This is a genomic window from Janibacter anophelis NBRC 107843, from assembly GCF_001570945.1.
GTDB lineage: Bacteria > Actinomycetota > Actinomycetes > Actinomycetales > Dermatophilaceae > Janibacter > Janibacter anophelis.
In genome coordinates, this window is the sequence record NZ_BCSQ01000001.1 from 49,403 (window position 1) to 73,438 (window position 24,036).

A 24,036-nucleotide genomic window follows, 5' to 3' on the forward strand; every position below is an offset into this window, starting at 1 on the left:
GGCGGGGCGGGGTCAGGCGGGCCAGTCCCAGCGGATGCCGTGGAGGCCGGGCGCGGCCGCGTTGCACGCCTGGTGCACGCGGTCGCCGTGCTCGAGGACCAGCTCGTGGGCGCGCAGGTCGGGCCCGTCCAGGTGCGCCCGATGGAAGGCCGTGACGTGCGTCGGCAGGTGGCTCCGGTCGAAGGAGGCCTCAGTGACGAGCAGTGTGGTCTCCTGCGAGGACCAGCGGTAATACCCTTCGGACACAACGGAGTTGGCGTCGTCGAACTGCACGTCGAAGACGACGGTGTCCCCCGCGGACAGCCACCGGTCGAAGCGGACCTCCACCGCCACGACCTCGGCCTCCCGGTCGCGCAGCACCCGACCCAGACGACAGCCCCCGAGCACGCTCGCCGTCACCAGGTCGACGTCGCCCCCGGTCTCCACGCCGTGCGCCACGACGTATCGATCAGTCGCCGCCTCCACCCGCATCGTCATCGTCGTGCGCCGCTGGACCATCGCCCCCTGCCCGTCCACCCGCAGCCGGTCGTGGGCACCGAGCGTCACGAGCGAGCGCCGATGGGTGGCCCCGAGCTGCTCGACGAGCCGACCGAAGGCCGCGTCGTACGAGACGACCGCCGCCGCGCCGCTGCCCGCCGCGCCCGGCTCGACGAGCCCCCACAGCACGCCCGGCGTCACCCGCAGCACCCGCTCGAGCTCCTCGACCACTGCGTAGGACCGCGGTGACGCCGGCACCCGGCGCCCGTGCTGCCACTGGCTGAGCGTGCTCAGGGCCACCGGGTGACCGGCCGCCCCCAGGTGCGCCTGCACGCGGGCGAGGGAGAGCCCCCGGTTGGCGACCGCGACGCGCAGCGCCTCGCCGAAGGCATGTCGTGGGTCCGTGGCGTCCATCCCATCTCCTTGTCGTGGCGTGAAAGTTCACGCCCGCACGCACCTTCCGGCGCGCGGGTTCCGGCGTCGGCGCCGTGAAGGGATTTCACACCCTCCACGGCCGTCGCGCTCGCGCTGCCGGGGTGGTGGGGCGTCCCTAGTGTTGCGTCACTCGCTTCACCCCGCCCGTCGAGGAGGAATGGTGCTTGCTCTCAGTCCCCGCCTGACGACGTCGCTCGTGACGGTCAGCGCAGCCGCGATCATGCTCACCGGGACGGTGCTCACCGCCCCTGCCGACGCCGCGACCACGACGCTCACGGCCACGACGACGACCGCCCTGTCGAGCGGCCCGATCCATTACGACGACGGCGCGGTCGCCGTGCCGATCCAGCCCCAGGCGCAGGAGCAGAGCAACTGGTGCTGGGCCGCCACCGGCGGAACCATCGCGGCGTACAAGGGCCGCTCGATCAGCCAGAACACGTTCTGCAACCTCGCCTTCGGTCGCTCGACCAACACCTGGTGCCCCAACTCCCAGGCCACCCTGGCCAACGACCAGCGCGCCCTCTCGGCCCTGGGCATCCGCCCCGGCTCCTACATCAACGGGCGTCTGAGCTACGCAGGGATCGGCACCGAGATCAGCAACGACCGCCCGATCCTCACGCGCATTCAGTGGAGCTCCGGCGGCGGTCACATGATGGTCATCAGCGGCTACCGCGCCAGCGACCGGACCATCGAGTGGTACGACCCGTGGCCGAGCAGCCAGCGCCTCAACGTCGGCTCGTACTCCTATTACCTGGACAACTGGAACTTCTCCTGGACGCACTCGCTCTACGGGATCGGAGCCTGACGATGACCGCACTCATTCGCCTCGCCCGGGCCGGCGGCGTCGCCACCGCACTGCTGTGCCTGACCACCACCGCGGCGCACGCCGCCGATGGCGCCGAGCCCAGCCCCCTTCGCGCTGCCGATCGTGCCGCCGCGAGCAAGGCGGCGTCCTCGGGGCAGGGCCTCGACCTCGCCCGTCGCGTCGCGACCCTGCAGCAGGGCCAAGCCTCAACGAAGGGGCAGCCCCACCGTGCGCCCACCGCCCGCGTCGTCGCCGGGAGCACCACCGAGGTGCACGTGCTCGCCCGCGACTTCGTCGCCGAGGGCACCGGTCCGGTGGGCGAGCTCGGCTACGTCGCCACGACCGCCCGCGTCGACGACCAGCTGGTCTCGGTGTGGACCGCCAGGGCGAAGGGGGGCAACTGGCGGGCGGTCAACGCCGCCGCCGGCGACCTCGAGGCCCGGATGGAGCGCAAGGCGGGCGCCGGTTCGCTGCTCAGCGAGCCGCAGGTCGGCGCGTGGTACGCGGTCCACGACGGTCGCGTGCGCCCGCTCAACGCCTCCGCGCGCGACGTGGTCGGCGCGGGCATGACGCTCGAGGAGTACCAGCAGGTCGTCCACGAGCGGTACGCAGACAAGCTGCCCGGCAGCGCCTACGACCGGGCGGGAACAGCAGGCGGTTTCGGCGACGCGGTCGCCGACGGCGCGACCGGAGCCGCCGCAGGCGGAGCCTCCGGCACGCAGACCGCGGCCCTCGGGGCCGGAGGCGCGGCGCTGGCCACCGGCGGGCTCCTGGCGGCCCGCCGTCGACGCGAGCGAGCCTGAACCCGCCCTGTCCGGAATACCCCAGAGGGGTATATGGTTGGTCCTGTCGACCCCAAGACTCACCACACGGGTGAGCCGCACGCAGGAGGAGCAACCATGAGCACGACCCAGTACCAGGTGACCGGCATGACCTGCGGCCACTGCGAGATGTCCGTCCGCGAGGAGGTCTCCGAGGTCGCCGGCGTCCAGGACGTGCAGGTCAGCCACGAGACCGGCACCCTCGCCGTCACCGGCGACGTCGACGACGCCGCGGTCCTCGCCGCCGTCACCGAGGCGGGGTACTCGGCGACCCGGGCCTGACCAGATGGCGGGCTTCACCCGCGCGGAGCTCGAGTCGTTCCGCGACGCGGAGGTTCCGGACCTCCTGCCCGGCCCCGGGCAGGATGTCCGGCTCCTCTTCGTGGGGATCAACCCGGGCCTGTGGACCGCGGCGACGCAGACGCACTTCGCCCACCCGGGCAACCGCTTCTACCCCGCGCTGCTGCGCGCCGGGGTCATCACGCGCTCGGTCGACCCGTCAGCGGGCATGACCGATGAGGACCGGGAGCACCTGCGGGGACGCGGCATCGGCATCACCAACCTCGTGCGCCGGGCCACCGCCCGCGCCGACGAGCTGACGGCCACAGAGCTGCGTGAGGGTGGCGACCGGCTGCGCGCGACGGTGCGCGTCGCCGGACCCGCGGTCATCGCGGTCGCCGGGATCACCGCCTACCGCAGCGCCTTCGGTGAGCGTCGGGCGCGGGTGGGCGAGCACCCGGAGCCCTTCGAGGGCGCGCGCCTGTGGGTCGTGCCCAACCCGAGCGGGCTCAACGCGCACGAGACCGTCGCGACGCTTGCCGCGGCCTACGCCGAACCCGCCCGGGCAGCGGGGCTCATCGACTGAGCGGTACGTGGTCCGTGCCCCGGACCGACGGGACGCAGACCCCCTTCGTCCTGCTCAGCCCCGGGCCATCCCGGCCGGCATGAGGACCGCGACGACCCTGCCGCGCGCGACGAGGGTCTCGCCGGCGTGCACCGTCTCCGAGACGACGACCTTGTGCTCGCCGACCTCTTCGATCGTGCCGCGCAGGGTCAACTCCACACCCATCGGCGTCGGCGCGACGTAGTCCACCTGGAGCGACGCGGTGACGTACCGCAGCGGCGGCTCGCTGCCCGGCTCGCGGTCCTGCGCGCGGTACCCGGCCGCAGCGGCGCTGCCGGTGCCGTGGCAGTCGACGAGCGAGGCGATGAGCCCGCCGTAGACGTAGCCGGGCATGGCCATGTGCTCGGCCCGCGGGGTGAAGCTGGCGACCGTCCCCTCCCCGTCCCAGTAGGTCTTGAGCTGGTGGCCCGCCGGGTTCTCCCGCCCGCAGCCGTAGCAGTGCGCGACGTCGTCGGGGTAGGTGTCCTGGATCGCGGTGGTCATCGTCGTCCTCTCGTCGGCTCCGCCGCCATCGTGCCCCACGGCCGCTGTCCGGCGGGCCGCAGGCCGGCGGCGGGGGCTCGCCGGATGGTCCCGGCGATCGCCTGCGACCACGCTGGGAGACATGACGACGCGCATCCCGTCACCGACCCGTTGGGCCGAGCGCCCGCCCCAGGACTGGGCGGTCATCGCCGCCTGGGGCACGCTCGCCGCCGCGCTCCCGTCGGCGGTCTGGCGACTGCTGATGATCGCCGGGGTGCTGCCCGGCACCGAGGCGCTGCGCCGCCTGCACGAGGGCGAAGGGGGCTACGTCCTCGCCCTGTCGATCACCCAGGTCCTCGCCGCGGTCCTCGTCGTCGGTCTCGTGCGCCCCTGGGGTGAGCGCTTCGCCGGCGTCGACATCAACCGCTGGGTCCCGGTCGCGCTCGGCACCCTCGGCGGGATCGTCATGACCTGGCTCTTCACCATCTCGATGGTCCTCGGGCTGCTCCGGGGACAGCGACCTGACGAGGGCTCGGTGCACGACGGCGCCCTGGCCCTCATGGTCATCGCCTACGCGCCGATGCTGCTCTTCGGCCCGATGACCCTGCTCGCCACCGCGGGCTATGCCTTGCGGCGCACCCCTCCCGTCACCGGGTCACGGTCGGTCAAGCAGTAGACCTGACCGTCGGGCGCCTCCAGCACCGTCCACCACCGTTGTGCCGCAACGAGCTTCGCACCCAGCGCGAGGTGACGGTCGGCCTCGTGCTCACGGTCGGCGACCGCGAAGTCGACGTGCGCGCGGACCGGACCGGACGACTCCTCCAGACGCTGCAGCAGGATGCGGACGGCGCCCTCGGCGCCGAGGAAGGAGAACTCGGGCTCGCCTCCCTTCGTCAGGTCCCGGTCGGTGAGATCCCGCCAGAAGGCGACCTCGCCCTCCCACCGGTCAGCCGGGATGTCGATGCAGACCTGGTCGAGGACGCGAAGGGGGTCACTCCGGTCGAGCACGCCGGCCGGCTCGACCGTGTGGCAGAAGAGCAACCCACCGGGCGAACGCATCACCGGCACCCCCTCGTACGTCCACTCGTGGACGGCCCCGAGGCTGCTCGAACGACGTTGTGCCGCAGCGCGATCGGGTGCGTCGAGGTCGACGTGCACCCGGGGCGGACCGTCGACCGCCTGCAGCTTGACCCACCCCCGGCCGTGGGCCGGCTGCAGGGTGGCGAACTGCCCGGCCTCGCCACGGGTCGGCGAAGCGCTCCACCCGGTCGCAGCCGGCCAGAACTCGAGCGACTCCTGCCACGTCGCACGCGGCACGTCGAGGAAGATCTGGACCCACGGGATCTCGGTCATGCTCCCAGTCTCACCCGTCGGCCAGCCGCGCGCTCTGCCCGGGCGCGCAGCCGCCCGGGCAGATGCGCGCCCGGGGGTCAGGCCCTGTCGGCGCAGAACGGCATGATGAGGCCGTGACCCTCACGATCCGCCCCCGACGCGACGACGACCTGACGGCGCTCGGCCGCGCCCTCGTCGAGCAGCAGTCCGCGTCCGGCTACCCCCACCGCGAGCCGCTGCCGATGCCGGCCGAGGAGTTCATCGCCCGCTCGGGCAGCCTGGCCGCGTGGACCGCGGAGGTCGACGGCCAGCCCGTGGGGCACATCGCCGTGCTGCCGGTCAGCGCCGATGGCCGAGAGCCCGAGCTGGCGCGACTGTGGAGCGCCGGGCACGGTCTGCCGGCCGAGCGGCTCGGGGAGGTCGGGGTGTACTTCACCGCGTCGCACGTGCGTGGGACCGGCGTCGGCTCGGCCCTGCTGCGCACGGCCCTCGCGGACCTCGCCGACCGCGGTCTGGCGCCATGCCTCGACGTCGTGCCCACCGGGGCGGCGGTCGAGGTCTACCGCCGCGCGGGCTGGATCGAGGTCGGCAGCACGCGCCCGTCGTGGCTGTCGGCGGACGCGCCCGACGTCATCGCGATGATCCTGCCGGCGGGCCGGGGCGACGCAGGCACACCACCACCCCGCGGGGGTACTCGCGCACCTCGGTGACCACGAGGCCGTCCGGCAGGCCGACGTCGGTGGCCTGGGCCGCGGTCCCCAGCTGGAGGAGGGCCGCACCCTCGTCGTGCAGGTGGGCGGCGATGACCTCGAGGCACTCGCGGGCGATGTCGAGCCCGTCGGGGCCGCCGTCGATGGCGCCGGGCGGGTCCTGGGGGTGGTCGCCGATCGACGCGTGCGGCACCCAGGGCGGGTCCGCGATGACGAGGGCGAAGACCTCGTCCGCCGCGAGCGCGTCGCCCAGCGGCCGGCAGCGGGTCTCGACGAGGTCGGTGCGACCGAGCCGATCGGCGTTGGCCCGGATCCGGTCGACGGCGACCTCCTCACGGTCGACCGCCACGAGGCGCCGGTCGCTGCCGTGGACCGCTGCGAGCCCGATGTGACCGGCACCGGCGCACAGCTCCAGCACCGGCCCGTCGGGCATGTCGTCGAGCAGCTCGGCCGCCCAGTCGGACTGGGCCTGTGTCCACGGGCGCGACGTGAGCAGTCGCTCGTCGGTGGTGAGGGTCAGCCCCGCGAACTCGAAGTCCAGCGGCGTCATCGGCGCTGCTCCGGCCGCGTCGGCACCACCTTGTGCGTGCCGTCGCACCACGGCGCGCGGCCGCTCATCCCGCACGTGCACACGGCAACGACGGGGCGCGTCGTGGCGTGCTCGATGCCGTCCGCGTCGCGCACGACGTCGCCACCCCGGACGAGGAGCGGCCCGTCGGGGCACAGCTCCACGCTGACGCCGGGCTTCGTCGGCCGGCTCATGCGGGCACCTCCTGCGGGACCTGGCTCGACCACAGGGCCAGCTGCTCCCCGGCGGCCAGCGCGTCGAGCTCGAGACAGGCGGCGACACCGAGCAGGACGTCTCCCCGCAGGTGCGGCTCGTCGTCGACGAGGGGCACGCAGATGTCGCGCACCGCGAGCTGCTCGTGCACGGCGTCGGCCTCGACGTGCTCGTCGTAGTAGGCGGCGACCGCCTCGGGCAGGCCGAGCCGCCGCGCCCCGGCGGCGATCCGGCGGCACGGCAGCGAGCTCGTCGACTCGAAGGCGGCGAGGTGCCCCATCGCGGCACCGCGCCACCGTCGACGCAGACCGAAGACGAGCATCGTCGTGTTGACCGCCAGCGTGGTTCCCCGGGCCTCGTCGAGGTGGGCGCCGAGCGAGGCGTCGATCCCGCACGCCTGCAGCGCCTGGGCAAAGAGCCGCGAGTGCAGCGCCTCCGGACGCCCCGCCCCCATCTCGTCGTACTGCAGCTCGGCGAGGGCGACCTTGGCCCGACCGTCGATCCGCGGGACGACGAAGGCGTGAGGGTCCGACTCGACGAGGTGGTAGATGCTGCGCTGGCGCAGGAACTCGTGGAACTGCCCGACGTCGGCGCGACGTCGGAGGAACTCCGCGAGTGACGGACCGTCATCGCCCGCGAGGAGCTCCGCGATCTGGGCGGCGAGGTCATCACCCGTGTCGACGAGGGCCAGCCGGTCGTGGGTCAGCTCGCGCAGGGCCGCCACGTGCGCGTCCTCCAGGGTCCGCAGCACGGCGACGACCTGCGGGTCGCGCTCGAGGTCGTCGTCCACGCCCTGCAGCCCGCGGTGCTGTAACTCGAGGAGGAGCCACAGCGCCAGCTGGGTGTCGCCGTCGGTCAGCACGTCGACGCCCGAGGTGGCCGGCAACGGCGTCAGTGCCGGGCACTCACCACGCAGCAGGCCGAGCACGAGTTCGCTCACCGGCCCTCGCGCCGGGGGCAGGGGGATGGTCACTCGGTGTCCTCGCCGACGCTGTGGTCGACTGACTCCTCGACGTCGCCCTCCTCGGGTGAGATCCGCGCCTCCTGCGAGGACTGGTCCTCCTGGGCCGCGTCCTCGCCGGGCGGCACCCCCTCGGTCTGCTGCAGGCCCTCGTCGTCGGCGCCGGCACGCAGGTGGGTGGTCTCGGAGACCTGTCCGTCCTCCGATTGCTCGCTCACGGGTCACTCCCTTCGCTCGGTGGGTCCTCACTACCCGCAGCCCACGGAGGCAATCGCGAGGGAGCAGACTGGCTCCATGACCTCGACCACCGGCCGGGCCGTCCTCGTCACCGGAGCCGCGCGCGGCATCGGCGCAGCCGTGGCTCGGGCCTTCGCCGAGCAGGGTGACCGCGTCGCGGTCCATGTGCACACCGCGGTGGACGAAGGGGGCGCAACTCGCGACGCGCTGCCGGGCACCGGCCACGCCCTCGTCGTCGCCGACCTCGGCGACGCGGAGCAGGCCGCGAGCCTGCCGGCCGCTGCCGAGGAGGCCCTCGGCGAGCCGGTCACCGTCCTCGTCAACAACGCGGGCATCGCGACCGGGCCCGACCTGGCGCACCCACCCGCGACGACCGACACCACCACCTGGCACCGCAGCTGGGAGCAGTACCTGCGCGTCAACACGCTCGGCACGGCCGTGGTGACCCACGCGATGACCTCCCGACTCATCGAGCTCGGCCTGCCGGGCCGAGTCATCACCATCGGCACCCGCGGGGTGCACAAGGGTGAGCCGGAGTTCCCTGCCTACGCCGCGTCCAAGGCGGCGCTGCACGCCATGGACGCCTCGCTCGCGGTCGCCCTCGCACCGCACGGCATCGCGGTCGCGACCGTCGCGCCGGGCTTCGTCGAGACCGAGCGGGTCGCCGACCGGCTGGCCTCCCCGGCGGGTGACGAGATCCGGGCGGGCTCCCCCTTCGGTCGTGTCGGACGCCCGGAGGAGGTCGCCTCCGCCGTGCTCTGGCTCGCCTCCGAGGAGGCGGTGTGGGCCTCCGGCGCCACCCTCGACCTCAACGGCGCCTCCCACCTGCGGCCATGAACCGCTACGTCGCCCTGCTGCGCGGGATCGCGCCCGCCCTGCCCAACAACAGCAATGCGCAGCTGCGCGCCGTGCTCGAGGGCCTCGGCCACGAGCGGGTCGAGTCGGTCCTCGCGAGCGGCAACATCCTCTTCCGCACCGAGCAGACCGACGTGCCACGGCTCGAGCGCACCATCCAGGCCGCACTCGTCGCCGAGCTCGGCATCGGCGGCGGAACGATCGTGCGCGAGCTCGGCGAGCTGGAGGCACTCATCGAGCGCGACCCCTTCGACGGGCTGGTGCACGGCCGCGGGACCTACCTCGTCGCGACCTTCCTCAAGGACGGCGCCCCGCTCCCGAGCGAGCTCCCCGACGACCCCGACCCACGCGTGCGGGTCGTCGGCTTCGACGCGGATGCGCGCGCCTTCCTCGCGGTCATCGACAACGGCGACCCGGGCAAGACGCCGGACTTCATGCGCTGGCTCGACCGCACCTACGGCAAGGACATCACCACCCGCACCTGGCTGACGGTCCAGCGCATCGTCACCAAGCTCGCCGCCGGGTAGCGGATCGCGCGGCCACCCGGGACGCGCATCTCCCCGGGCAGATACACCGGTGGCGCGCACACGATGCACGAGATCGAGCCGGAGACCGATGCGCAACGCACGGTCGTCTTCGAGATCCAGACCCGCCGAGGGATGTACCTGGGTGGGTCGCGCCGCGTGGATGACACGTCGCACTTGCTCCCGCGGGGCACTGCGTGGCAGGTGACCGGCTCACACACCGCGACCTACGAGCGTCCCGATGGCAGCAGCTGTGAGCGTGTCGTCGTGCAGCTGATCGACCATGACCCCAGCCACGAGAAGGAGGACCAGTGATGGCCGCAGAGAAGAAGGTCCCGCCGGCGCAGACGCAGGGTGGCCAGGTGCGTCCGCCTGCATATCGCGACAAGCACGGCCGGCCGGAGTTGAGGATGCCCCGCAGCTTCGTTCGCGGCTCGGTCACCCCGCGGGTGAGCCCGCCGAAGGATGACAAGAGCCAGTAGCCTCGGAGCACTACGAGTTGGCTGGGCGCATCGGCGGATCACCCCTGCGGGGAGTGGCCGCCGATGCCTCTACCAGGCGGAGGGGAGCGTGATGGATGTGTCAGGAGCGGTGTCTCGATGCCCGGCCGATCACCGCGCGTGCACTTGGACGCTGTGCGCGTGCTCCTGCCACCAGCAGGCGACGGATCCACAACGTCCCGGAGCCGGGGCTGTGGAGACGCCTCGCGAGGAGCTCCAGGGCCTAGGAGATCTCCTCGAGGTCCAACTGGAGGCTGAGAGCCAAGCCTCCGCCCGTCGCCGCCAGACGCTGTCGGAAGTCACGAGCGCGCTCAGCGAGGCGGCGAGCAGACACCGGCAACAGGAACGGCGTCGGCGAGGTCGGGACCGCGGGTGGGGGCGTGAAGGTGAGCGCCGTGATGTGTCGGGCCGTCGGCTCTAGCCCGGTGGTCAGGCCGGTCGTAACCGGGTTGCTGGTAGCCACTCTTGCATGGTGACGTCGCTGCCGTCGCTGGGCACGACGTAGACGACGAGAGCGACCCACCCGCGCTGGTCTTGGGCCCATTGAAGGACGAGGCCTTCGACGACCGATCCGTCATCGCGGGTGACGTAGCAGTGTCGGCGTCTCTGCTGGGGGGTGATGCTGGGGGGTCGGGTCGTGGTCGCCCACGGGCCGATCCTTCAGTGGTACGCCGGGTCGGGTCGGCGGTGGGGCCGCTGGCACGGGGTCACGGGTCACGAGGGAAGTTCTTCCACGCACGGTGCGATGCTGCGGCCACTCGCATCATCCCTTTCCTAGCCTCCCGGCTGGTAGTCGTCGTTCTCGTGGTCGTCGTCGAAGGTTGGAGGTACGTACCCCCAGGGGTAGGTCCGGGCAGCTGGAGGGCGCGGGCGCGGTGCCTTCTCCTTCTGCAGCTGCGCTTTCACCGCTGCCTCGGTGACGAGCTTGGGGTGGCTGCGCAGCCACGTCGTGGCCCTCGTGCGCGGCCAGCCGGTCATTCTCATCACGAGATGGATGAGGTTCGTGGTGGTGTTCGGCATCGTGCTCTCTCCTCGGGGTCGGTCTCCTTGCCACCCACGGAACCACGGGTGAGTGACACCGGTGGCGTGCATGTTTGCCGCCCTGGGAGACCTGGGAGTGCGGTGTGCTCGTTTATGAGACGAATCGCAGGGTGGATTGCCCGAGAAGTGTTTTTGCGGCCGGGCGTGGCGTGGCGCAGCTGCTACCCGGGGGCCTGACCCCGGTTCTTGGACACGCTGAATCCAGCACTTGGTGCTGGGGAAGCGAGATGGTTCGAGAACCATGGCCAGGAAGAACTACATCCGAGGAGTTCCGTCGTCAGGCCGTCGACGTGTACGAGTCCACCCCAGGTGCCACACCGGCCGGGTGCGAGGATCGACGACGTGCCGCCGCCCGTGACCGACCCCGAGCAGACCCGCCGCCTCCTCGCATGGCTCGGCTCGGGGCTGCTCGCCGGCGGGATGCCGGTCCACGAGGTCGAGGAGGACGTCCGGGAGGCGGCCGTCGCCCTCGGCCACGAGGGCATCGAGGTCGCCGCCTCACCGACCGGCCTGTGGGTGACGCTCGCGAGCGGTGAGGCCACGACCTTCGAAGCCGTCGACGGCGGGGTCCGGCTCGACCAGCTCGCCGAGGTGACCGCGGTGCACGCCGCCCTCACCGCGGGGACCCTGCCCGCCGCCGAGGCGCTGCAACGTCTCTCGGTGCTGCGTCAGCGGCCCCACCGCTACCCCGCCTACGGCCTGCCCGTGGGCACCGTCATCGTCGCCATCGGCATCGCCCTCGTCCTCGCTCCCGCCTGGCCGTCCATCCTCTTCGCCGCCGTCATCAGCCAGGTGGTCGCCGGCCTGATGGTCCTGAGCGGCCGCACCCTGCTCGTCGGCCCCCTCCTGCCCTTCCTCGCCGCCTTCGCCTCGTCGGTCGCGGCCTTCGGCCTCGCCGAGCGCGGTCTCGTCGACGCGCCCCTGTGGACCCTCGTCCCGCCCATCGCGGTGCTGCTGCCCGGCTCGCTCATCGTCACCGGCCTGACCGAGCTGTCGGCCGGCGCGATGATGGCCGGCACCGGACGCCTCGCCTACGGCGGCACCCAGATGCTGCTCGCCACGCTCGGCGTCGGCGCCGCAGTGGCCGTCCTCGGCCTGCCGCTCTCCCTCATCGACGGGCAGCGGCCCGAGGCCCTCGGGTGGTGGGCGCCGCTCATCGGCCTGCTCGTCATCGCCGTCGGCATCTCGCTGCTCGAGTCGGTCCCGCCCTCGCTCGTGCCGGCGCTGCTCGTCACCGTCCTCGCGACCTTCGCTGCGCAGTCACTTGGCAATGCGGCCAGCGAGGGCCCGTGGGTCGGAGCCTTCCTCGGCGCCTGCGCGGCGAGCCTCACCGCGACCCTCGTCGAGTTCGTGCGCCCCCAGGTGCCGCGCGTCATCGCCTTCCTGCCGAGCTTCTGGCTGCTCGTGCCCGGCTCGCTCGGGCTCGTCTCCGTCGCCCAGCTCGAGTCGTCGCCGACCGCGGGAGTCCTGGCGGCCGTCGAGGTGCTCGTCATCGTCGCCTCCATCGCGCTCGGTGTCCTCGTCGGCGCCGGCCTGGCCCACCCCCTTCGCTCCGGCGTGACGCGGCTCAGCCCGACCCGCCGCGCCTTCGTCCGGCAGCTCGCCCGCCGTCCCGTCCGTCGGTCCGAGCGCGGACCGCGACCCGACTGAGAGGAGCCGACGTGCCCGCCACCCTGACCACCGACCGACTCGTCCTGCGGACCTTCCGCGAGGACGACGCCCCGGTCCTCTTCGACATGCACTCCCGCGAAGAGGTGCAGCGCTGGATCGGTGACGGGCAGGTGATGACCGACCCCGCCGAGGCCGTGTCGTCCATCGCCCGCCGCAGGATGGAGTTCCCCGAGCCCATGGGCATCTGGGCGATCGACCTCGAGGACCGGCTCGTCGGGACGCTCCTGCTCAAGCCGATCCCCATCAGCGGCACGCCCCTGTCCGCCGACCCACGCACGACCGACCTCGACCACGCCCTCGGCAGCCCCGACGTCGAGATCGGCTGGCACCTGCACCCCGACGCCTGGGGGCGGGGCATCGCCACCGAGGCAGCCACCCGCATCCTCGAGCACGCCGTCGCGCTGACCCGGATCGTCGCGGTCACCCACCCGGACAACCACGCCTCCCAACGGGTCGCGCTGCGCCTCGGCATGGCCGACGCCGGCACGACCGACCGCTACTACGACACGACGACACGGCTCTTCGTGCTGGAGCGCTGATGGGCCTGGACCTCACCGCGATCGGTGCGGGACTCCCCTTCGCCGAAGCCCTCCCCGACGTGCGCGCCGCGCTGACCGGCCACGGCGTCGCCGTCGTCCAGGCGCCGCCGGGCTCCGGCAAGACCACGCTCGCACCGCCGCTCGTCGCCGAGCAGGTCGACGGCCGCGTCGTCGTCACGGGTCCGCGTCGGGTGACGGTCCGCTCCGCCGCCCGTCGTCTCGCCCACCTGACCGGCACCGAGATCGGTGATGTCGTCGGGTACACGGTGCGCGGCGAGCGGCACGTGCGGCGCGGGACGCGCATCGAGTTCGTCACCCCCGGGGTGCTCGTGCGGCGCCTGCTCGCCGACCCGGAGCTGGCCGGCACGGCGGCCGTCGTCCTCGACGAGGTGCACGAGCGCGGGCTCGAGTCGGACCTGCTGCTCGGCATGCTCGCCGAGGTGCGCCAGCTGCGGGACCTGCCGCTCGTCGCGATGTCCGCGACCCTCGACGCGCCCGCGATCGCCCACCTGCTCGGCGACGCCCCCGTCGTCGACAGCGAGGGCGCGCTCCACCCCCTCGAGGTCATCTGGGCTCCGCCGGCCGGGCCCCGTACCGACGAGCGCGGGGTGACGCGGGAGTTCCTCGAGTACGTCGCCTCGACCGCGGCACACCACCACGGGGCGAAGGGCGGAGACACCCTCGTCTTCGTCCCCGGCGCCCGGGAGGTCGACCGGGTCGTGGAGTCTCTCGCTTCCCGGTTGCCGCACGTCGAGGTGCTCCCGCTGCACGGCCGGTTGGCACCGAGGGAGCAGGACCGCGCCACGGGCGAAGGGGGTGATTCGTCACGAATCATCGTCTCCACCGACCTCGCCGAGTCCTCGCTCACCGTGCCGGGAGTGCGACTCGTCGTGGACGCGTGCCTGTCCCGGGAGCCTCGTCGGGACGCCGCCCGTGACATGTCGGGCCTGGTCACGGTGCAGGCCTCGCGGGCGTCGATGACCCAGCGCGCCGGGCGCGCCGCGCGTCTCGGGCCGGGGCGAGCGGTGCGACTGATCGAGGAGTCAGCCTGGTCGCGGGCACCGGAGCACGTGACCCCGCAGATCGCCACCGCGGACCTCACCGAGACCGCCCTGACCCTCGCGGCGTGGGGTTCGCCGCGGGGCGAGAGGATGCCGCTGCTCACCGCTCCCCCGGGACCGGCGATGGTCGCCGCGGAGTCCACCCTGCGTGCCCTCGGGCTGGTCGACGAGGACGGCCGCATCACGCCCGACGGTGAGGCCGCGGCCCGCGTGCCGGCCGACCCGCGGCTCGCGCGGGCCCTGCTCGACGGCTCCCGCCTCGTCGGTCCGGTCGCCGCGGCGGAGGTCGTCGCCACCCTCGCCGACGACCACCGCAGCACCGATGGTGACCTCGACCGGCTCGTCGCCGACCTGCGCTCCGGTGCGGCGCCTGCGGCCGCTCGCTGGCGAAGGGAGGTCGAACGGCTCACCCGACTGGCCCCACCCGCTGGTCGAGGTGCGAGACCGTCCACGGTCGAGCCTCGAGACCCCTCTGCCGCAACGGGACTCGTCACCGCCCTCGCCCACCCGGGGCGCATCGCCCGCCGGGTCGGCGACGGCCCGACCTATCTCCTCGCGTCCGGGACCCGCGCTGCGCTGCCGGCGGGCAGCCCGCTGCGGCACCACGAGTGGATCGTCGTCGCCGACGTCGCCCGGGCGGAGGGCCGCGTGGCAGCCGGCACGGGTGCCGTCATCCGGCTCGCCGCCGCGCTGACCCGGGACGAGGCCGAGACCGCGGGCGCGGGCCTGCGTGTGCGGGAGGTCCGGGCCGATCTGGGCGGGCAGCGGGTCACGGCCCGCGACGTCGACGCCCTCGGGGCGATCGAGCTGAGCTCGACGCCGGTGCGGGCCGACGCGCAGACGGGCGCCGCGGCCGTGGCCCGGGCCCTCGCCACCCAGGGACTGGGTCTGCTCCGGTGGTCACCCACCGCCGACACCCTCCGGCGGCGCCTCGCCGTGCTGCACCACCACCTCGGTGACCCGTGGCCGGACGTGTCCGACGAGGCACTCGCGGCCCGGCTCGACGAGTGGCTCGGTCCGGAACTGCAGCGGGTGGCCACGGGCACGCCGCTCGGGCGGATCGACCTGACCGACCCCCTTCGCCGCCTGCTGCCGTGGCCCGAGGCGACCCGGCTCGACGAGCTGGCACCCGAGCGACTGCCCGTGCCGAGTGGGTCGACGGTCTCCGTGACGTGGCCGGCGCACGACGACCCTTCTGCCGCACCGGTGCTCGCCGTCAAGCTGCAGGAGTGCTTCGGGCTGGCGCAGACGCCTCGGTTGGTCGATGGGCGGGTGCCGGTGCTCTTCCACCTGCTCTCACCGGCGCGCCGACCACTGGCGGTGACGGACGACCTCGCGAGCTTTTGGTCCGGGCCCTACGCCCAGGTGCGCGCGGAGATGCGGGGCCGCTATCCCAAGCACCCGTGGCCGGAGGACCCGTGGTCGGCACCTGCGACCGCCCGGACCACGCGCCGCATGTGACTCACGACCGGCGGTCGGTGATCCGCACGTAGTAGCCGTCGGGGTCGTGCACGCGGAAGTCGGTCAGGCCCCACTCCCGCTCCTGCAGGTCCTCGGCCAGACCGGTCCCGGCGGCCACGACCCGGTCGCGCTCGGCGCGCACATCGTCGACCGCGAGGACGATCTCGGTGCCGGACGGGACGGCCCGGTGCTCCGCCGGTCGTGCCGGCGACTGGACCATCCCGATCCGGACGTCATCGCGCCCGAGGGAGGCGTACGGCGGGTCGTCCTTGCGACCGAGGACCTCGAACCCCAGCGCCGACCACCACTCCACGGACGCGTCGATGTCGGCGGGGAAGATCTCGATCCGCAGTGTCATGCCCATCCGGCGATGCTGTCAGCGCGGTCGGCCGGGTCGCAAGGAAAGTCAGGCGAGCAGACGGCCGAGCACCCACCGGTACCCGGGCGCCACGAGGCGTGCGCCGATCGCTTCGATCCAGCGCAGTGGGCGCGGGAGCCACGGCAGCCGGACCTCTTGGCGCCAGTGCACCGCGCTCCCCCGACCATCGCCTGCCGAAGGGGGGACCAGCTCCACCTCGATCCGGCCACCGAGCAGGCGACCGGTCTTGACGACGACCGCGCGGCCCGTCGCCTGCGGCGCGGTCGACGGCGCAGTCGCCTGCGGCGCGGGCGGCCGCCACATCTCGACCCGCATCGTGTCGTCGAAGCCGAGCGGCCCGAGCGCGGTGCGACCGGTGAACCCGACACCCTCGCCCAGCTGCGTCGACGGGGCGTCGACCGTCACCCGGGTGAGCGGGATGGTGGCCGTGTGCCGGTCGAGGTCCCACAGCCGCTCCCACGCGACGGCAGGCGGCAGGTCGGTCTCGACGTCGATGATGAACTCGCTCACGCCACCACGGTACGCAGCACCTCGGGCGCCCGCCGCACGAGCACGCGCTGCCCCCAGCCGAGCGTGAGCCGGTCCTGCTCCATCCCGTCGCCGAAGACGACCATGCCCTCGGACTCGACGTCGAGCTCCAGCTCCCTCCCGGCGTCCAGTGCACCGGCGACGAGGTCGGCGCCCGTGCTCGGCGAGGGCCACGGCTCACGGACGAACCACGCCAGCCCCGGCTCCGCCGCCGCGGGCAGCACGAGCTGCGGCGCCTGGATGCGCTGCAGCGACGCGCACCACCCGGTCGCTCCCGTGCCCGTCCCGACGATGACCCCCGACGACGACTGCCGCTCGCGCACCCCGCCGACGGTCAGCGAGTAGCGCGCCGACTGGTGACCCACCTGCCCGAGGAAGACCTCGTTGAGCGCGAGCAGGCGCTGCCCGTCGTCGGCCACCGCCTCGACCATCGTGCGCTCCAGGGCGCGGGCCTCCCCCTTCGCCACGGCCCGCAGCAGCCCGGCCACCGACGACGGGCGGTGCGTCACGAGGACGCCCGCGTTGACCCCGGTCCGCGGGTCGACACCGATGACCGGCTGTCCCTCGAGGTACTTCGCGAGGTTGGCGACGAGCCCGTCCGGGCCAACGGCCACGACGATGTCGCCGGGCTCGAAGACGAAGCGCGCCAACTCCGCCCGCTCGACCGAGGCCCGGCGCCAGTCGGCGGGGATCGCGGCGCCCACGGTCGCGAGCGCCGCGGCGAGAGCCTCGTGACCGGCGTCGACCTCGTCGAGGGCGCGCCCGCGGGTGCCGAGGACGAACCCGACCTGACCGCGCGTGCCGTGCCGGGCGAGCAGCTCGTCGTACTCGCTCGCCCGGTGGGCGACGACGACCCTGGGGGTGGCCATCGCTCAGGCCTCCTCTCGCTGCCCCGTGGGCGACCCGCCCACGGCGAGTCGACCCAGCACGCTGCTCACGACGTCGGGCGTGAGGACCAGCTGGTCGATCGCCGGCAGGTTGCCGGCGAGCTCCCGCAGGGCCAGGGCCATGAGGACCTCCGGGGCGACCTCGCCCTGCGCGGCGAGGCGGGCCCGCTCGGCCTCCGCCTCGGCGGCACCGACGGCCTCGGTCGCCTCGGCCTGCGCCTTGGCGAGGGCGACGGTGCGCTCCCCTTCGGCGGTGACGGTGACCCGGTCGGCGGCGGCGCTGTCCTGCGCCTCGCGCACCCGGTTGGCACCGCGCTGGGCGATGAGCTCCTCCTCGCGGCGGGCCAGGTCGATCTGGTTGGTCAGCTCGTTCTCGCCGATCGCGGCCTCCCGCTCGACGGCGACGGCACGGCGCTCGAAGGTCGCCTTGTCCGCCTCCTGCTGGATCTGCTCGCGCGAGGGCAGCTGCAGGGCCCGCTCGACGTCGGGGTCGGCGCGCAGCACGTCGAACCGCACGGCGACGACGGCGATGCCGAGGTCGGCGAGGCGCGGGTCGGCGGTGAGCCGTTCAATGACCCGCCCGGCGAGGTCGGCCGGGTCGCTCATGAGGATCTCGGCGAGCGGCCGCCCGGTGAGCGCCGCCGTGATCGCGTCGGCCGCGGCCCCGTGGACGGTCGCACCGACGACCTCGAGCGGACGACCGAGCCAGGCGCCGCCCTTCGCGTCGATGCCGAAGTCGACACGCGCGGCCGCGGTCGCCGGCTGGGCGATGCGGTAGGTGACCACGCCCGGCACGTTGACCTCCTGCAGGTCGCTCGCGCGCACCTTGACCAGGACGGCCTGCTCGCGGTCGTCGACCGGGACCTCGCTGAGCACGGCGGGCAGTCGGCGGAACCAGAACGACGAACCGACGCCCTCGTGCTTGAGCGTGCCGTGCGCGAGGTGCTGGACGTAGCTCGTCGCCGGGGTCCGCAGGTGGGTGACGAAGGGGTAGCTGGTGATGGTTGCCATGACGCGCCTCCTCGGGTTGTTTGCGTCATGTTGACGATAAGTAGGTGGATGATTAAATGTCAAATTGACGATAAGTGAGCTAGGGTGGTCCCATGACCGCACCACTCATGGCCGTCACCGTGGACCTCGTGATCCTCACCGTGCGTTCGGGCGAGCTCTGCGTCCTGCTCGTGCGAAGGGGGGTCCCCCCGTTCCGCGGGCACCTCGCGCTGCCGGGTGGGTACGTCCTGCCGGACGAGGACCTCCTCGCCGCGGCGGAGCGGGAGCTGCGGGAGGAGACGGGGCTGGGCGACATCCACCTCGAGCAGCTGGCGACGTACGGCCACCCCGGGCGCGACCCGCGGGGACGGACGGTGACGGTGGCCCACCTGGCGCTCGCGCCGCACGCGGGGGCCCCGACTGCGGGGACCGACGCGGCGGAGGCGCAGTGGCTGCCCGTGGCCGAGGCGATGGCCGAGGACCTCGCCTTCGACCACGACGTCATCCTGCGCGACGGGGTCGAGCGGGCCCGGGCGAAGCTCGAGTACAGCTCGCTGGGGGCGGCCTTCTGCCCGCCGGAGTTCACCGTCGGCCAGCTGCGCGAGGTCTACGAGGCGGTGTGGGGCGAGCGGCTCGACCCGCGCAACTTCCACCGCAAGGTGACCAAGACGCCGGGCTTCCTCGAAGAGACCGGCGCGACCTCGAACACCGAGCCGGGCCGCCCGGCGAAGCTCTACCGGCGCGGACCGGTCGAGCAGCTCAACCCGCCGATCACGCGCTGAGCAGTCCCCGCACGTAGGCCGCCTGACCGATGTGCTGCGTGTCGTCGTCGACGACGCTGACCAGCCGCACGCCGAGCGTGACGGGCGGGTCCCACGAGGTGTCGACGACCCGGTCGAGGTCCTCCGCGGCGAGCCCACCGACCCAGGCGAGCGTCTGGTGGTGCACCGCCTCGACGTAGCGGGCGAGGAGTTCGGCCGGCGCGCGCACCTTCGCCACCTGGGCGGGAGTGTGGCCGTAGCCGGTGTCGTCCTCGTCGAGGTCGAGGTCGAAGTGCTCGATGAATCCCCGTGCGGCCCAGACCTGCTGGAGCCCGGCTGCGTCGGCGAGGTGGTCGTCCTGGACCCTGAAGGCGTGCCAGACGAGCCACGCGATGGAGTTGGCGTCGGGCGCGACCCGTTGGGCGAGCTGCTCCTCGCTCAACCCGTCGACGGCCGCGAGCGCGCCGTCGCGGATGCGACCGAAGGAGTCGGTGAGCAGCTCAGCCGGAGTCATGACCCCGACGCTACGCCTGCCCCCACCCGCACGAACTGTGGCTGGCTACACCTTGGGTGGTCAGCCACACCACGAGGGGTGGCTGACCATCGAAAATGTAGCCAGCCACAGTTCGTGGGGCTTTGGGTCGGTCAGATCGCGCAGCCGTCGGGCCCGCACGCGTCGGCGTCGGCCGCGCCGTCGACGACCTGGATCGCGGGCGCGCGCTCAGCGAGCGCGGTGTCGATGGCCTGGCGGAAGACCTCCGGCGGCTGGGCCCCGGAGACGCCGTACTTCATGTCCACGACGACGAAGGGGACGCCCGTCACCCCGATCTGGCGGGCCATGTCGATGTCGGCCGCGACCGCGGCCTTGTACCGGCCGTCCTCGAGGGCCGAGCGGATCTCCCCTTCGTCGAGACCGGCGTCGACGCCGACCCGCACCAGCGCGTCGACGTCACCGATGTCCATCCCGTGCTCGAAGTGCCCGGAGAGCAGCGACTCCTTGACCGCGTCGGCGACGCCGCGCTCCTTGGCCAGGTGCAGCAGCTCGTGGGCGCGCGCGGAGTTGGCGACGACGAGCTGGTCGAAGTCGTAGCTCAGGCCCTCACCGGCGGCCTGCTCGGTGACGTGACCGAACATCTGCCGCACCTGCGCGTGCGGCATCCCCTTGCGGCTGGCGAGGTAGTCGATCTCGGTGCCGTCGTAGTGCTCCGGCAGCGTGGGGTCGAGCTGGTAGCTGTGCCAGATCACCTCGATCTCGTCGCGCTGCGGGTGGTCCGCCAGCGCGGTCTCGAGGCGGCGCTTGCCGATGTAGCACCACGGGCAGGCGATGTCGGACCAGATGTCGATCTTCATACGGGGGCCAACACGCGGGGCCCCGGGGATCATCCCGCGTGGATCTGGAGGGTCTCTCGGGCCTGCAGCCACGGGATGATCGCCACCGCCGAGATGAGCCCGCTGAGGGCGAAGGCCCACTGCCAGCCCCAGATGTCGGCGACCGCTCCGATGGCGACCGGACCGCCGATGCCGCCGGCGTCCTGGCACATCTGGAAGGCGGCGAGCACCTTGCCGCCCGACCGTCCGTTGCCGACGACGTCGGCGACGGCGGCCTGCTGCGCCGGGTTGAGCAGGCCGGAGCCCACACCGAGGACGACCGTGAGCGCGATGATGGCCACGAGCCCACCGGCCAGGCCCATCGCGCCCATGCCGACGGCGCTCAGCGCCAGGCCGACGAGGATCGGGCGCCGCCGGCCGAGGGTGTCGGCGAGCCGCCCGGAGAACTGCAGCGCGATCGCGGTCGCGGCCGCACCCGCGGCGAGGACGACGCCCGCTGCCCACGTCTCCCCGACGACGGCGACGGCGAAGAGGGGCAGGATCGCCACGCGTACACCGAAGTTGGTCCACCCGTTGGCGAACGCGGAGACCATCGCGGAGCGGTAGGCGCTGTCCTGCACCGCCTCGCGGACCGTCATCGGCGCCAGCGTGGTGTGCGTCGGATCGGCACGAAGGGGGGTCCCCCGCAGCATGATCCCGACGAAGGCGGCCGCGATGAGCAGCGCGACGCCGTAGACGACGAAGGGGACCCGCATCCCCAGCTCGCCGAGCGCGCCACCGATGACCGGTCCGATGACGCCACCGATGAGGAAGGCGCTGCCGTACATCGACGACACGCGGCCCCGGATGAGGGGCGGGGCCATCCGCACGAGCAGCGCCATCGCGGAGACGGTGAACATCGTCGACCCGATGCCGCCGAGGGAGCGGAAGAGCAGCAACTGCCAGTAGGACTGGGCGAAGGCGGAGGCGCCCGTCGACACCGCGACGATGACCAGCCCGATGAGGTAGACCGGGCGCTCACCCAGGCGGGTGACGAGCGAGCCGCCCGCGGGCGCGAAGAGCAGGCGGAAGAAGGCGAAGGCGGAGACGATGACCGATGCCGCGGTGACGCCGACGTCGAAGCTCTGGGCGAACTGCGGCAGGACCGGTGAGATCAGGCCGAAGCCGATGGCGATGACGAAGGCCGCGGCGACGAGGACCTTGATCTCGACGGGGACGGGTGGCCGCTCCTGCTGGGTGACGGCGGCCGAGGTGCTCACCCGCCGTACTGTGCCACCCCACCCCGACGGCCACCCGCGAGGGCCTGCCCGACCGACCACGTCACGAGGTAGGACAGGACCAGCCCGGCGGTCATGAGACTCGCGAACTGCAGGAGGAAGGGGTTGCCGAACGGGTCGGCGAGCCGGTACGCGATGACCTCGACGAGCCCGGACGGGTTGGTGAGGACGTCCCACGAGTTGAAGCGCGGGAAGCGCCCGAGGTAGATGCCGATCGACGACAGCGCGAGCGACCCGATGGCCACGACCCACCCGGCGGTCTGCCCGATGCGGGCGGCCACGACGTGGTGCACGAGGAGCAGGGACGCCAGGCCGAGGAGGAGCCCGGTGGCAGCGAACGCCCCGATGAGCAGCACGTCGAACCACTGCGGTGCCCCGGGGATCGAGCCGACGTGGATGAAGTCGGTGAGGATGTACGGCGCGTTGGGCAGGAAGAGCAGCCAGGCCACACCGACCGGCGCGAGCACCCAGCCCGGCGCCCGCACCCGGTCCAGACCGGTCATCGCGAGCGCGAGGACGTAGGGGATCCACGCGAGGAAGAGGTTCCAGAAGAGGAAGGAGAAGACCGGCGCCCCGGTCCGGTCGGCGCGCACGTCCTGCAGCCCCGCCGCCACGAGGGTCCCGGCGACGAGGAGCAGCGTGAGCCCCGTCAGCCAGCGCGCGGGGTGCGATATCTGTCCCATCCCACGGACCGTAGGTCGCGCACCTTGGGAGACGCTGGACACCTCCCCCATGCCGGCTGGGCCCACCACGCCTCGAAGCCACAGTTCCGTAGTCCCACCGCTCCCGACGAGCAGAGTCGGCGCGCTGCCGAAGTCCTTCGTTCTCGTGTGGTCACGTCGTCGTTCTCGACTTCGGCTTGATGCTGCGCCGACCCTCCTCGTCGTCCGCTCCGTCCCCCTTCGCTCGCCTCCGTGTCGGCCCCCGGTGGCAGGCTGGACCCATGGCGGACCTCAAGGAGCACCTGCACGGGTACCTCAGGGCGCAGCGCTCGGCGCTGCTGCTCAAGCTCGAGGGGCTCCCCGAGCGGGAGGCGCGGCTGCCGCGGACCCCGACGGGCACCAATCTGCTCGGGCTGGTCAAGCACTCGGCGGCGTGCGAGCTCGGGTACTTCGGGGAGACCTTCGGCCGGTCGAGTGAGCTGACGCTGCCGTGGGACCGGCCGGGCGTCGACCCCGACGACAACGAGGACATGTTCGCGATCGAGGGTGAGTCGATGGCCGAGGTCCTCGAGTGGTGCCATGCGTGCTTCGCCCATGCCGACGCGACGATCGAGGCGCTCCCGCTCGATGCACCGGGCACGGTGGCGTGGTGGCCGGAGGACCGACGCGAGGTGACCCTCGGTCAGATCATCGTCCACGTGGCGCTCGACGAGGCCCGGCACGCCGGCCACGCCGACATCCTGCGTGAGCAGATCGACGGCCGGGTCGGGTGGCGGTCCGAGGGCGACAACCTGCCCGAGTGGGACGAAGGGCGCTGGGCCGGGTACGTCGAGCGCCTCACCCGCATCGCCGACCAGCACTCCTGAGGACGGGCGGGATGGACCTCGGTGAGACGGTGGGCGAGCTCTACGGGGTCGCCCTGTCGGACTTCGTGGCGACGCGCACGCGCTTGGTCGGCCGGGCGAAGGGGGACGATCCCGACCTGGCCGCGCAGATCAAGGCCCTGCGCAAGCCGACGGTCGCGGCCTGGCTGCTCAACCGCGTGGCCCGCGACGAGCCGCAGGCGATCGCCGAGCTCAATGCCCTGGGTGAGCGCATGCGCCGGGCCCAGTCGCGGGGTGATGTCGCGACGCTCGCCGAGGCCCGGCCGGAGCGACGCGCCGCCATCGACGCCCTCATCGCCGCAGCGGGTCGGTGCGCGACGGCGGCGGGCGCCACGTACGGACCTGCGACGCAGGACGAGATCGACGCGACCGCCGTCGCGGCACTCGCCGACGAGCAGAGCGGGCTCGCCCTCGCGTCCGGCCACCTGCTGCGCCCGCTGTCCTACGCGGGCTTCGGCGAGGTGGAGCTCGACGACGCCGTGGCGACCCCCCTTCGCCTCGTCCCGCCGCTGGCCGACGACACCGACCGCACGCAGGAGCTCGAGGCGGCCGAGCAGGCCCGCCTGGCCGAGCTCGAGCAGGCCCGGGACGAGCTGCGCGAGGCCGAGCGCGAGCTGAGCGCGGCGCGGCTCGCTGAGTCCGAGGCACGGGCCGCGCTCGTTGCCGCCCGCGACCGGGTCAACACCGGTGAGGCCCGTGTGACGGATGTGACGACGCGGATTTCTCGTCTGGAGACACGCCGGACGCGTTAGACCTCCCCGA

31 protein-coding genes are annotated in these 24,036 nt (G+C 73.1%); 15 read left to right on the forward strand and 16 right to left on the reverse strand.

The features are described 5' to 3' along the window. Positions 1–12: 12 nt before the first annotated feature. A complete protein-coding gene (locus JAN01S_RS00260) occupies positions 13–891 on the reverse strand; it encodes a helix-turn-helix domain-containing protein (protein ID WP_068311869.1) in 879 nt (292 codons plus the stop codon). A 181-nt stretch (positions 892–1,072) separates the two neighbouring features. On the opposite strand from JAN01S_RS00260, the gene JAN01S_RS00265 reads away from it, so the two are divergent. From JAN01S_RS00265 to JAN01S_RS00280, 4 genes are all read left to right on the forward strand, one after another. Continuing rightward, the gene (locus tag JAN01S_RS00265; RefSeq protein ID WP_217999974.1) at positions 1,073–1,717 is read left to right on the forward strand and encodes a papain-like cysteine protease family protein; all 645 of its coding nucleotides are present in this window, start codon (positions 1,073–1,075) and stop codon (positions 1,715–1,717) included. A 2-nt stretch (positions 1,718–1,719) separates the two neighbouring features. Further along, a complete protein-coding gene (locus JAN01S_RS00270) occupies positions 1,720–2,520 on the forward strand; it encodes a hypothetical protein (RefSeq protein ID WP_068311875.1) in 801 nt (266 codons plus the stop codon). 96 nt (positions 2,521–2,616) lie between these two features. Beyond that, complete coding sequence (locus JAN01S_RS00275) at positions 2,617–2,820, forward strand: heavy-metal-associated domain-containing protein (RefSeq protein ID WP_068311877.1); 204 nt, start codon at positions 2,617–2,619, stop codon at positions 2,818–2,820. A 4-nt stretch (positions 2,821–2,824) separates the two neighbouring features. After that, entirely contained in the window at positions 2,825–3,403 is a 579-nt protein-coding gene (locus tag JAN01S_RS00280) for a mismatch-specific DNA-glycosylase (RefSeq protein WP_068311880.1), read from the forward strand. Between the two features lie 54 nt (positions 3,404–3,457). On the opposite strand, the gene JAN01S_RS00285 is transcribed toward JAN01S_RS00280, so the two are convergent. Continuing rightward, positions 3,458–3,925, reverse strand: coding sequence for a PaaI family thioesterase (locus JAN01S_RS00285; protein ID WP_068311883.1), 468 nt, complete (start codon positions 3,923–3,925; stop codon positions 3,458–3,460). Between the two features lie 121 nt (positions 3,926–4,046). Here JAN01S_RS00285 and JAN01S_RS00290 point away from each other — a divergent pair, with 121 nt between their 5' ends. Continuing rightward, positions 4,047–4,580 carry a hypothetical protein gene (locus JAN01S_RS00290; protein ID WP_068311886.1) on the forward strand — a complete coding sequence of 178 codons (534 nt, stop codon included), beginning with the start codon at positions 4,047–4,049 and terminating at the stop codon, positions 4,578–4,580. Here the strand turns inward: JAN01S_RS00290 and JAN01S_RS00295 are convergent. Further along, entirely contained in the window at positions 4,526–5,257 is a 732-nt protein-coding gene (locus JAN01S_RS00295; RefSeq protein ID WP_068311889.1) for a VOC family protein, read from the reverse strand. The two genes, JAN01S_RS00290 and JAN01S_RS00295, sit on opposite strands and share 55 nt — an antisense overlap. A gap of 113 nt (positions 5,258–5,370) precedes the next feature. Between JAN01S_RS00295 and JAN01S_RS00300 the strand changes: the two genes are divergently transcribed. Continuing rightward, positions 5,371–5,946, forward strand: coding sequence for a GNAT family N-acetyltransferase (locus JAN01S_RS00300; protein ID WP_068311891.1), 576 nt, complete (start codon positions 5,371–5,373; stop codon positions 5,944–5,946). Here JAN01S_RS00300 and JAN01S_RS00305 read toward each other — a convergent pair. Genes JAN01S_RS00305 through JAN01S_RS00320 form a run of 4 tightly spaced genes read right to left on the reverse strand, consistent with a single transcriptional unit; the run spans position 5,867 to position 7,906 of the window. Then, positions 5,867–6,496, reverse strand: coding sequence for an RsmD family RNA methyltransferase (locus JAN01S_RS00305; RefSeq protein ID WP_068311894.1), 630 nt, complete (start codon positions 6,494–6,496; stop codon positions 5,867–5,869). The two genes, JAN01S_RS00300 and JAN01S_RS00305, sit on opposite strands and share 80 nt — an antisense overlap. After that, positions 6,493–6,708: a CDGSH iron-sulfur domain-containing protein gene (locus JAN01S_RS00310; protein WP_068311895.1), complete on the reverse strand. Its 216-nt coding sequence runs from the start codon at positions 6,706–6,708 to the stop codon at positions 6,493–6,495. Before JAN01S_RS00310 ends, JAN01S_RS00305 begins: the two co-directional genes overlap by 4 nt. Then, entirely contained in the window at positions 6,705–7,667 is a 963-nt protein-coding gene (locus tag JAN01S_RS00315) for an iron-containing redox enzyme family protein (RefSeq protein ID WP_169797140.1), read from the reverse strand. Before JAN01S_RS00315 ends, JAN01S_RS00310 begins: the two co-directional genes overlap by 4 nt. Positions 7,668–7,696: 29 nt before the next feature. Beyond that, positions 7,697–7,906: a hypothetical protein gene (locus JAN01S_RS00320; RefSeq protein ID WP_068311897.1), complete on the reverse strand. Its 210-nt coding sequence runs from the start codon at positions 7,904–7,906 to the stop codon at positions 7,697–7,699. Positions 7,907–7,982: 76 nt separating this feature from the next. Here JAN01S_RS00320 and JAN01S_RS00325 point away from each other — a divergent pair, with 76 nt between their 5' ends. From JAN01S_RS00325 to JAN01S_RS00335, 3 genes are all read left to right on the forward strand, one after another. Then, a complete protein-coding gene (locus JAN01S_RS00325) occupies positions 7,983–8,762 on the forward strand; it encodes an SDR family NAD(P)-dependent oxidoreductase (protein WP_068311899.1) in 780 nt (259 codons plus the stop codon). Next, positions 8,759–9,307: a DUF1697 domain-containing protein gene (locus JAN01S_RS00330; RefSeq protein ID WP_068311901.1), complete on the forward strand. Its 549-nt coding sequence runs from the start codon at positions 8,759–8,761 to the stop codon at positions 9,305–9,307. Before JAN01S_RS00325 ends, JAN01S_RS00330 begins: the two co-directional genes overlap by 4 nt. A gap of 63 nt (positions 9,308–9,370) precedes the next feature. Next, positions 9,371–9,619, forward strand: coding sequence for a hypothetical protein (locus JAN01S_RS00335; RefSeq protein ID WP_068311903.1), 249 nt, complete (start codon positions 9,371–9,373; stop codon positions 9,617–9,619). Between the two features lie 959 nt (positions 9,620–10,578). On the opposite strand, the gene JAN01S_RS00345 is transcribed toward JAN01S_RS00335, so the two are convergent. Continuing rightward, entirely contained in the window at positions 10,579–10,824 is a 246-nt protein-coding gene (locus tag JAN01S_RS00345) for a hypothetical protein (RefSeq protein ID WP_068311909.1), read from the reverse strand. A gap of 363 nt (positions 10,825–11,187) precedes the next feature. Here JAN01S_RS00345 and JAN01S_RS00350 point away from each other — a divergent pair, with 363 nt between their 5' ends. Genes JAN01S_RS00350 through hrpB form a run of 3 tightly spaced genes read left to right on the forward strand, consistent with a single transcriptional unit; the run spans position 11,188 to position 15,577 of the window. Further along, positions 11,188–12,495, forward strand: a complete 1,308-nt coding sequence (locus tag JAN01S_RS00350) for a threonine/serine exporter family protein (RefSeq protein ID WP_244884686.1) — start codon at positions 11,188–11,190, stop codon at positions 12,493–12,495. 11 nt (positions 12,496–12,506) lie between these two features. Beyond that, complete coding sequence (locus JAN01S_RS00355) at positions 12,507–13,055, forward strand: GNAT family N-acetyltransferase (RefSeq protein ID WP_084359869.1); 549 nt, start codon at positions 12,507–12,509, stop codon at positions 13,053–13,055. Continuing rightward, the gene (gene hrpB, locus JAN01S_RS00360) at positions 13,055–15,577 is read left to right on the forward strand and encodes an ATP-dependent helicase HrpB (protein WP_068311916.1); all 2,523 of its coding nucleotides are present in this window, start codon (positions 13,055–13,057) and stop codon (positions 15,575–15,577) included. The genes JAN01S_RS00355 and hrpB overlap by 1 nt, the downstream gene beginning before the upstream one ends. 1 nt (position 15,578) lies before the next feature. Here the strand turns inward: hrpB and JAN01S_RS00365 are convergent, their stop codons facing one another. From JAN01S_RS00365 to JAN01S_RS00380, 4 genes are read right to left on the reverse strand one after another with little or no spacing between them, the layout of a single operon-like run. Beyond that, the gene (locus JAN01S_RS00365) at positions 15,579–15,941 is read right to left on the reverse strand and encodes a VOC family protein (RefSeq protein WP_068311919.1); all 363 of its coding nucleotides are present in this window, start codon (positions 15,939–15,941) and stop codon (positions 15,579–15,581) included. A gap of 42 nt (positions 15,942–15,983) precedes the next feature. Next, positions 15,984–16,466 carry a hypothetical protein gene (locus JAN01S_RS00370; RefSeq protein ID WP_068311922.1) on the reverse strand — a complete coding sequence of 161 codons (483 nt, stop codon included), beginning with the start codon at positions 16,464–16,466 and terminating at the stop codon, positions 15,984–15,986. Continuing rightward, complete coding sequence (locus tag JAN01S_RS00375; protein ID WP_068311925.1) at positions 16,463–17,353, reverse strand: NAD(+)/NADH kinase; 891 nt, start codon at positions 17,351–17,353, stop codon at positions 16,463–16,465. The genes JAN01S_RS00370 and JAN01S_RS00375 overlap by 4 nt, the downstream gene beginning before the upstream one ends. Positions 17,354–17,356: 3 nt before the next feature. Next, positions 17,357–18,382 (reverse strand): SPFH domain-containing protein, encoded by a 1,026-nt coding sequence (locus JAN01S_RS00380; protein WP_068311928.1) that lies wholly within the window; start codon positions 18,380–18,382, stop codon positions 17,357–17,359. 92 nt (positions 18,383–18,474) lie between these two features. Here JAN01S_RS00380 and JAN01S_RS00385 point away from each other — a divergent pair, with 92 nt between their 5' ends. Further along, positions 18,475–19,143, forward strand: a complete 669-nt coding sequence (locus JAN01S_RS00385) for an NUDIX hydrolase (protein WP_068311931.1) — start codon at positions 18,475–18,477, stop codon at positions 19,141–19,143. Here the strand turns inward: JAN01S_RS00385 and JAN01S_RS00390 are convergent. The 4 genes from JAN01S_RS00390 to JAN01S_RS00405 all read right to left on the reverse strand — a co-directional run bounded on the left by JAN01S_RS00390 (position 19,133) and on the right by JAN01S_RS00405 (position 22,411). Further along, positions 19,133–19,636 carry a mycothiol transferase gene (locus tag JAN01S_RS00390; RefSeq protein WP_068311934.1) on the reverse strand — a complete coding sequence of 168 codons (504 nt, stop codon included), beginning with the start codon at positions 19,634–19,636 and terminating at the stop codon, positions 19,133–19,135. The genes JAN01S_RS00385 and JAN01S_RS00390 overlap by 11 nt on opposite strands. A gap of 131 nt (positions 19,637–19,767) precedes the next feature. Beyond that, on the reverse strand, positions 19,768–20,472 hold the full coding sequence (locus JAN01S_RS00395; protein WP_068311937.1) for a DsbA family oxidoreductase: 705 nt from the start codon (positions 20,470–20,472) through the stop codon (positions 19,768–19,770). Positions 20,473–20,501: 29 nt separating this feature from the next. After that, positions 20,502–21,710 (reverse strand): MFS transporter, encoded by a 1,209-nt coding sequence (locus JAN01S_RS00400; protein ID WP_068311940.1) that lies wholly within the window; start codon positions 21,708–21,710, stop codon positions 20,502–20,504. Further along, positions 21,707–22,411: a DUF1361 domain-containing protein gene (locus JAN01S_RS00405; protein WP_068311943.1), complete on the reverse strand. Its 705-nt coding sequence runs from the start codon at positions 22,409–22,411 to the stop codon at positions 21,707–21,709. Before JAN01S_RS00405 ends, JAN01S_RS00400 begins: the two co-directional genes overlap by 4 nt. Positions 22,412–22,671: 260 nt before the next feature. Here JAN01S_RS00405 and JAN01S_RS00410 point away from each other — a divergent pair, with 260 nt between their 5' ends. Both JAN01S_RS00410 and JAN01S_RS00415 read left to right on the forward strand, forming a co-directional pair. Further along, positions 22,672–23,256 carry a DinB family protein gene (locus tag JAN01S_RS00410; RefSeq protein WP_068311946.1) on the forward strand — a complete coding sequence of 195 codons (585 nt, stop codon included), beginning with the start codon at positions 22,672–22,674 and terminating at the stop codon, positions 23,254–23,256. A gap of 11 nt (positions 23,257–23,267) precedes the next feature. Continuing rightward, positions 23,268–24,026, forward strand: a complete 759-nt coding sequence (locus JAN01S_RS00415; protein ID WP_068311949.1) for a hypothetical protein — start codon at positions 23,268–23,270, stop codon at positions 24,024–24,026. Positions 24,027–24,036: the final 10 nt, after the last annotated feature.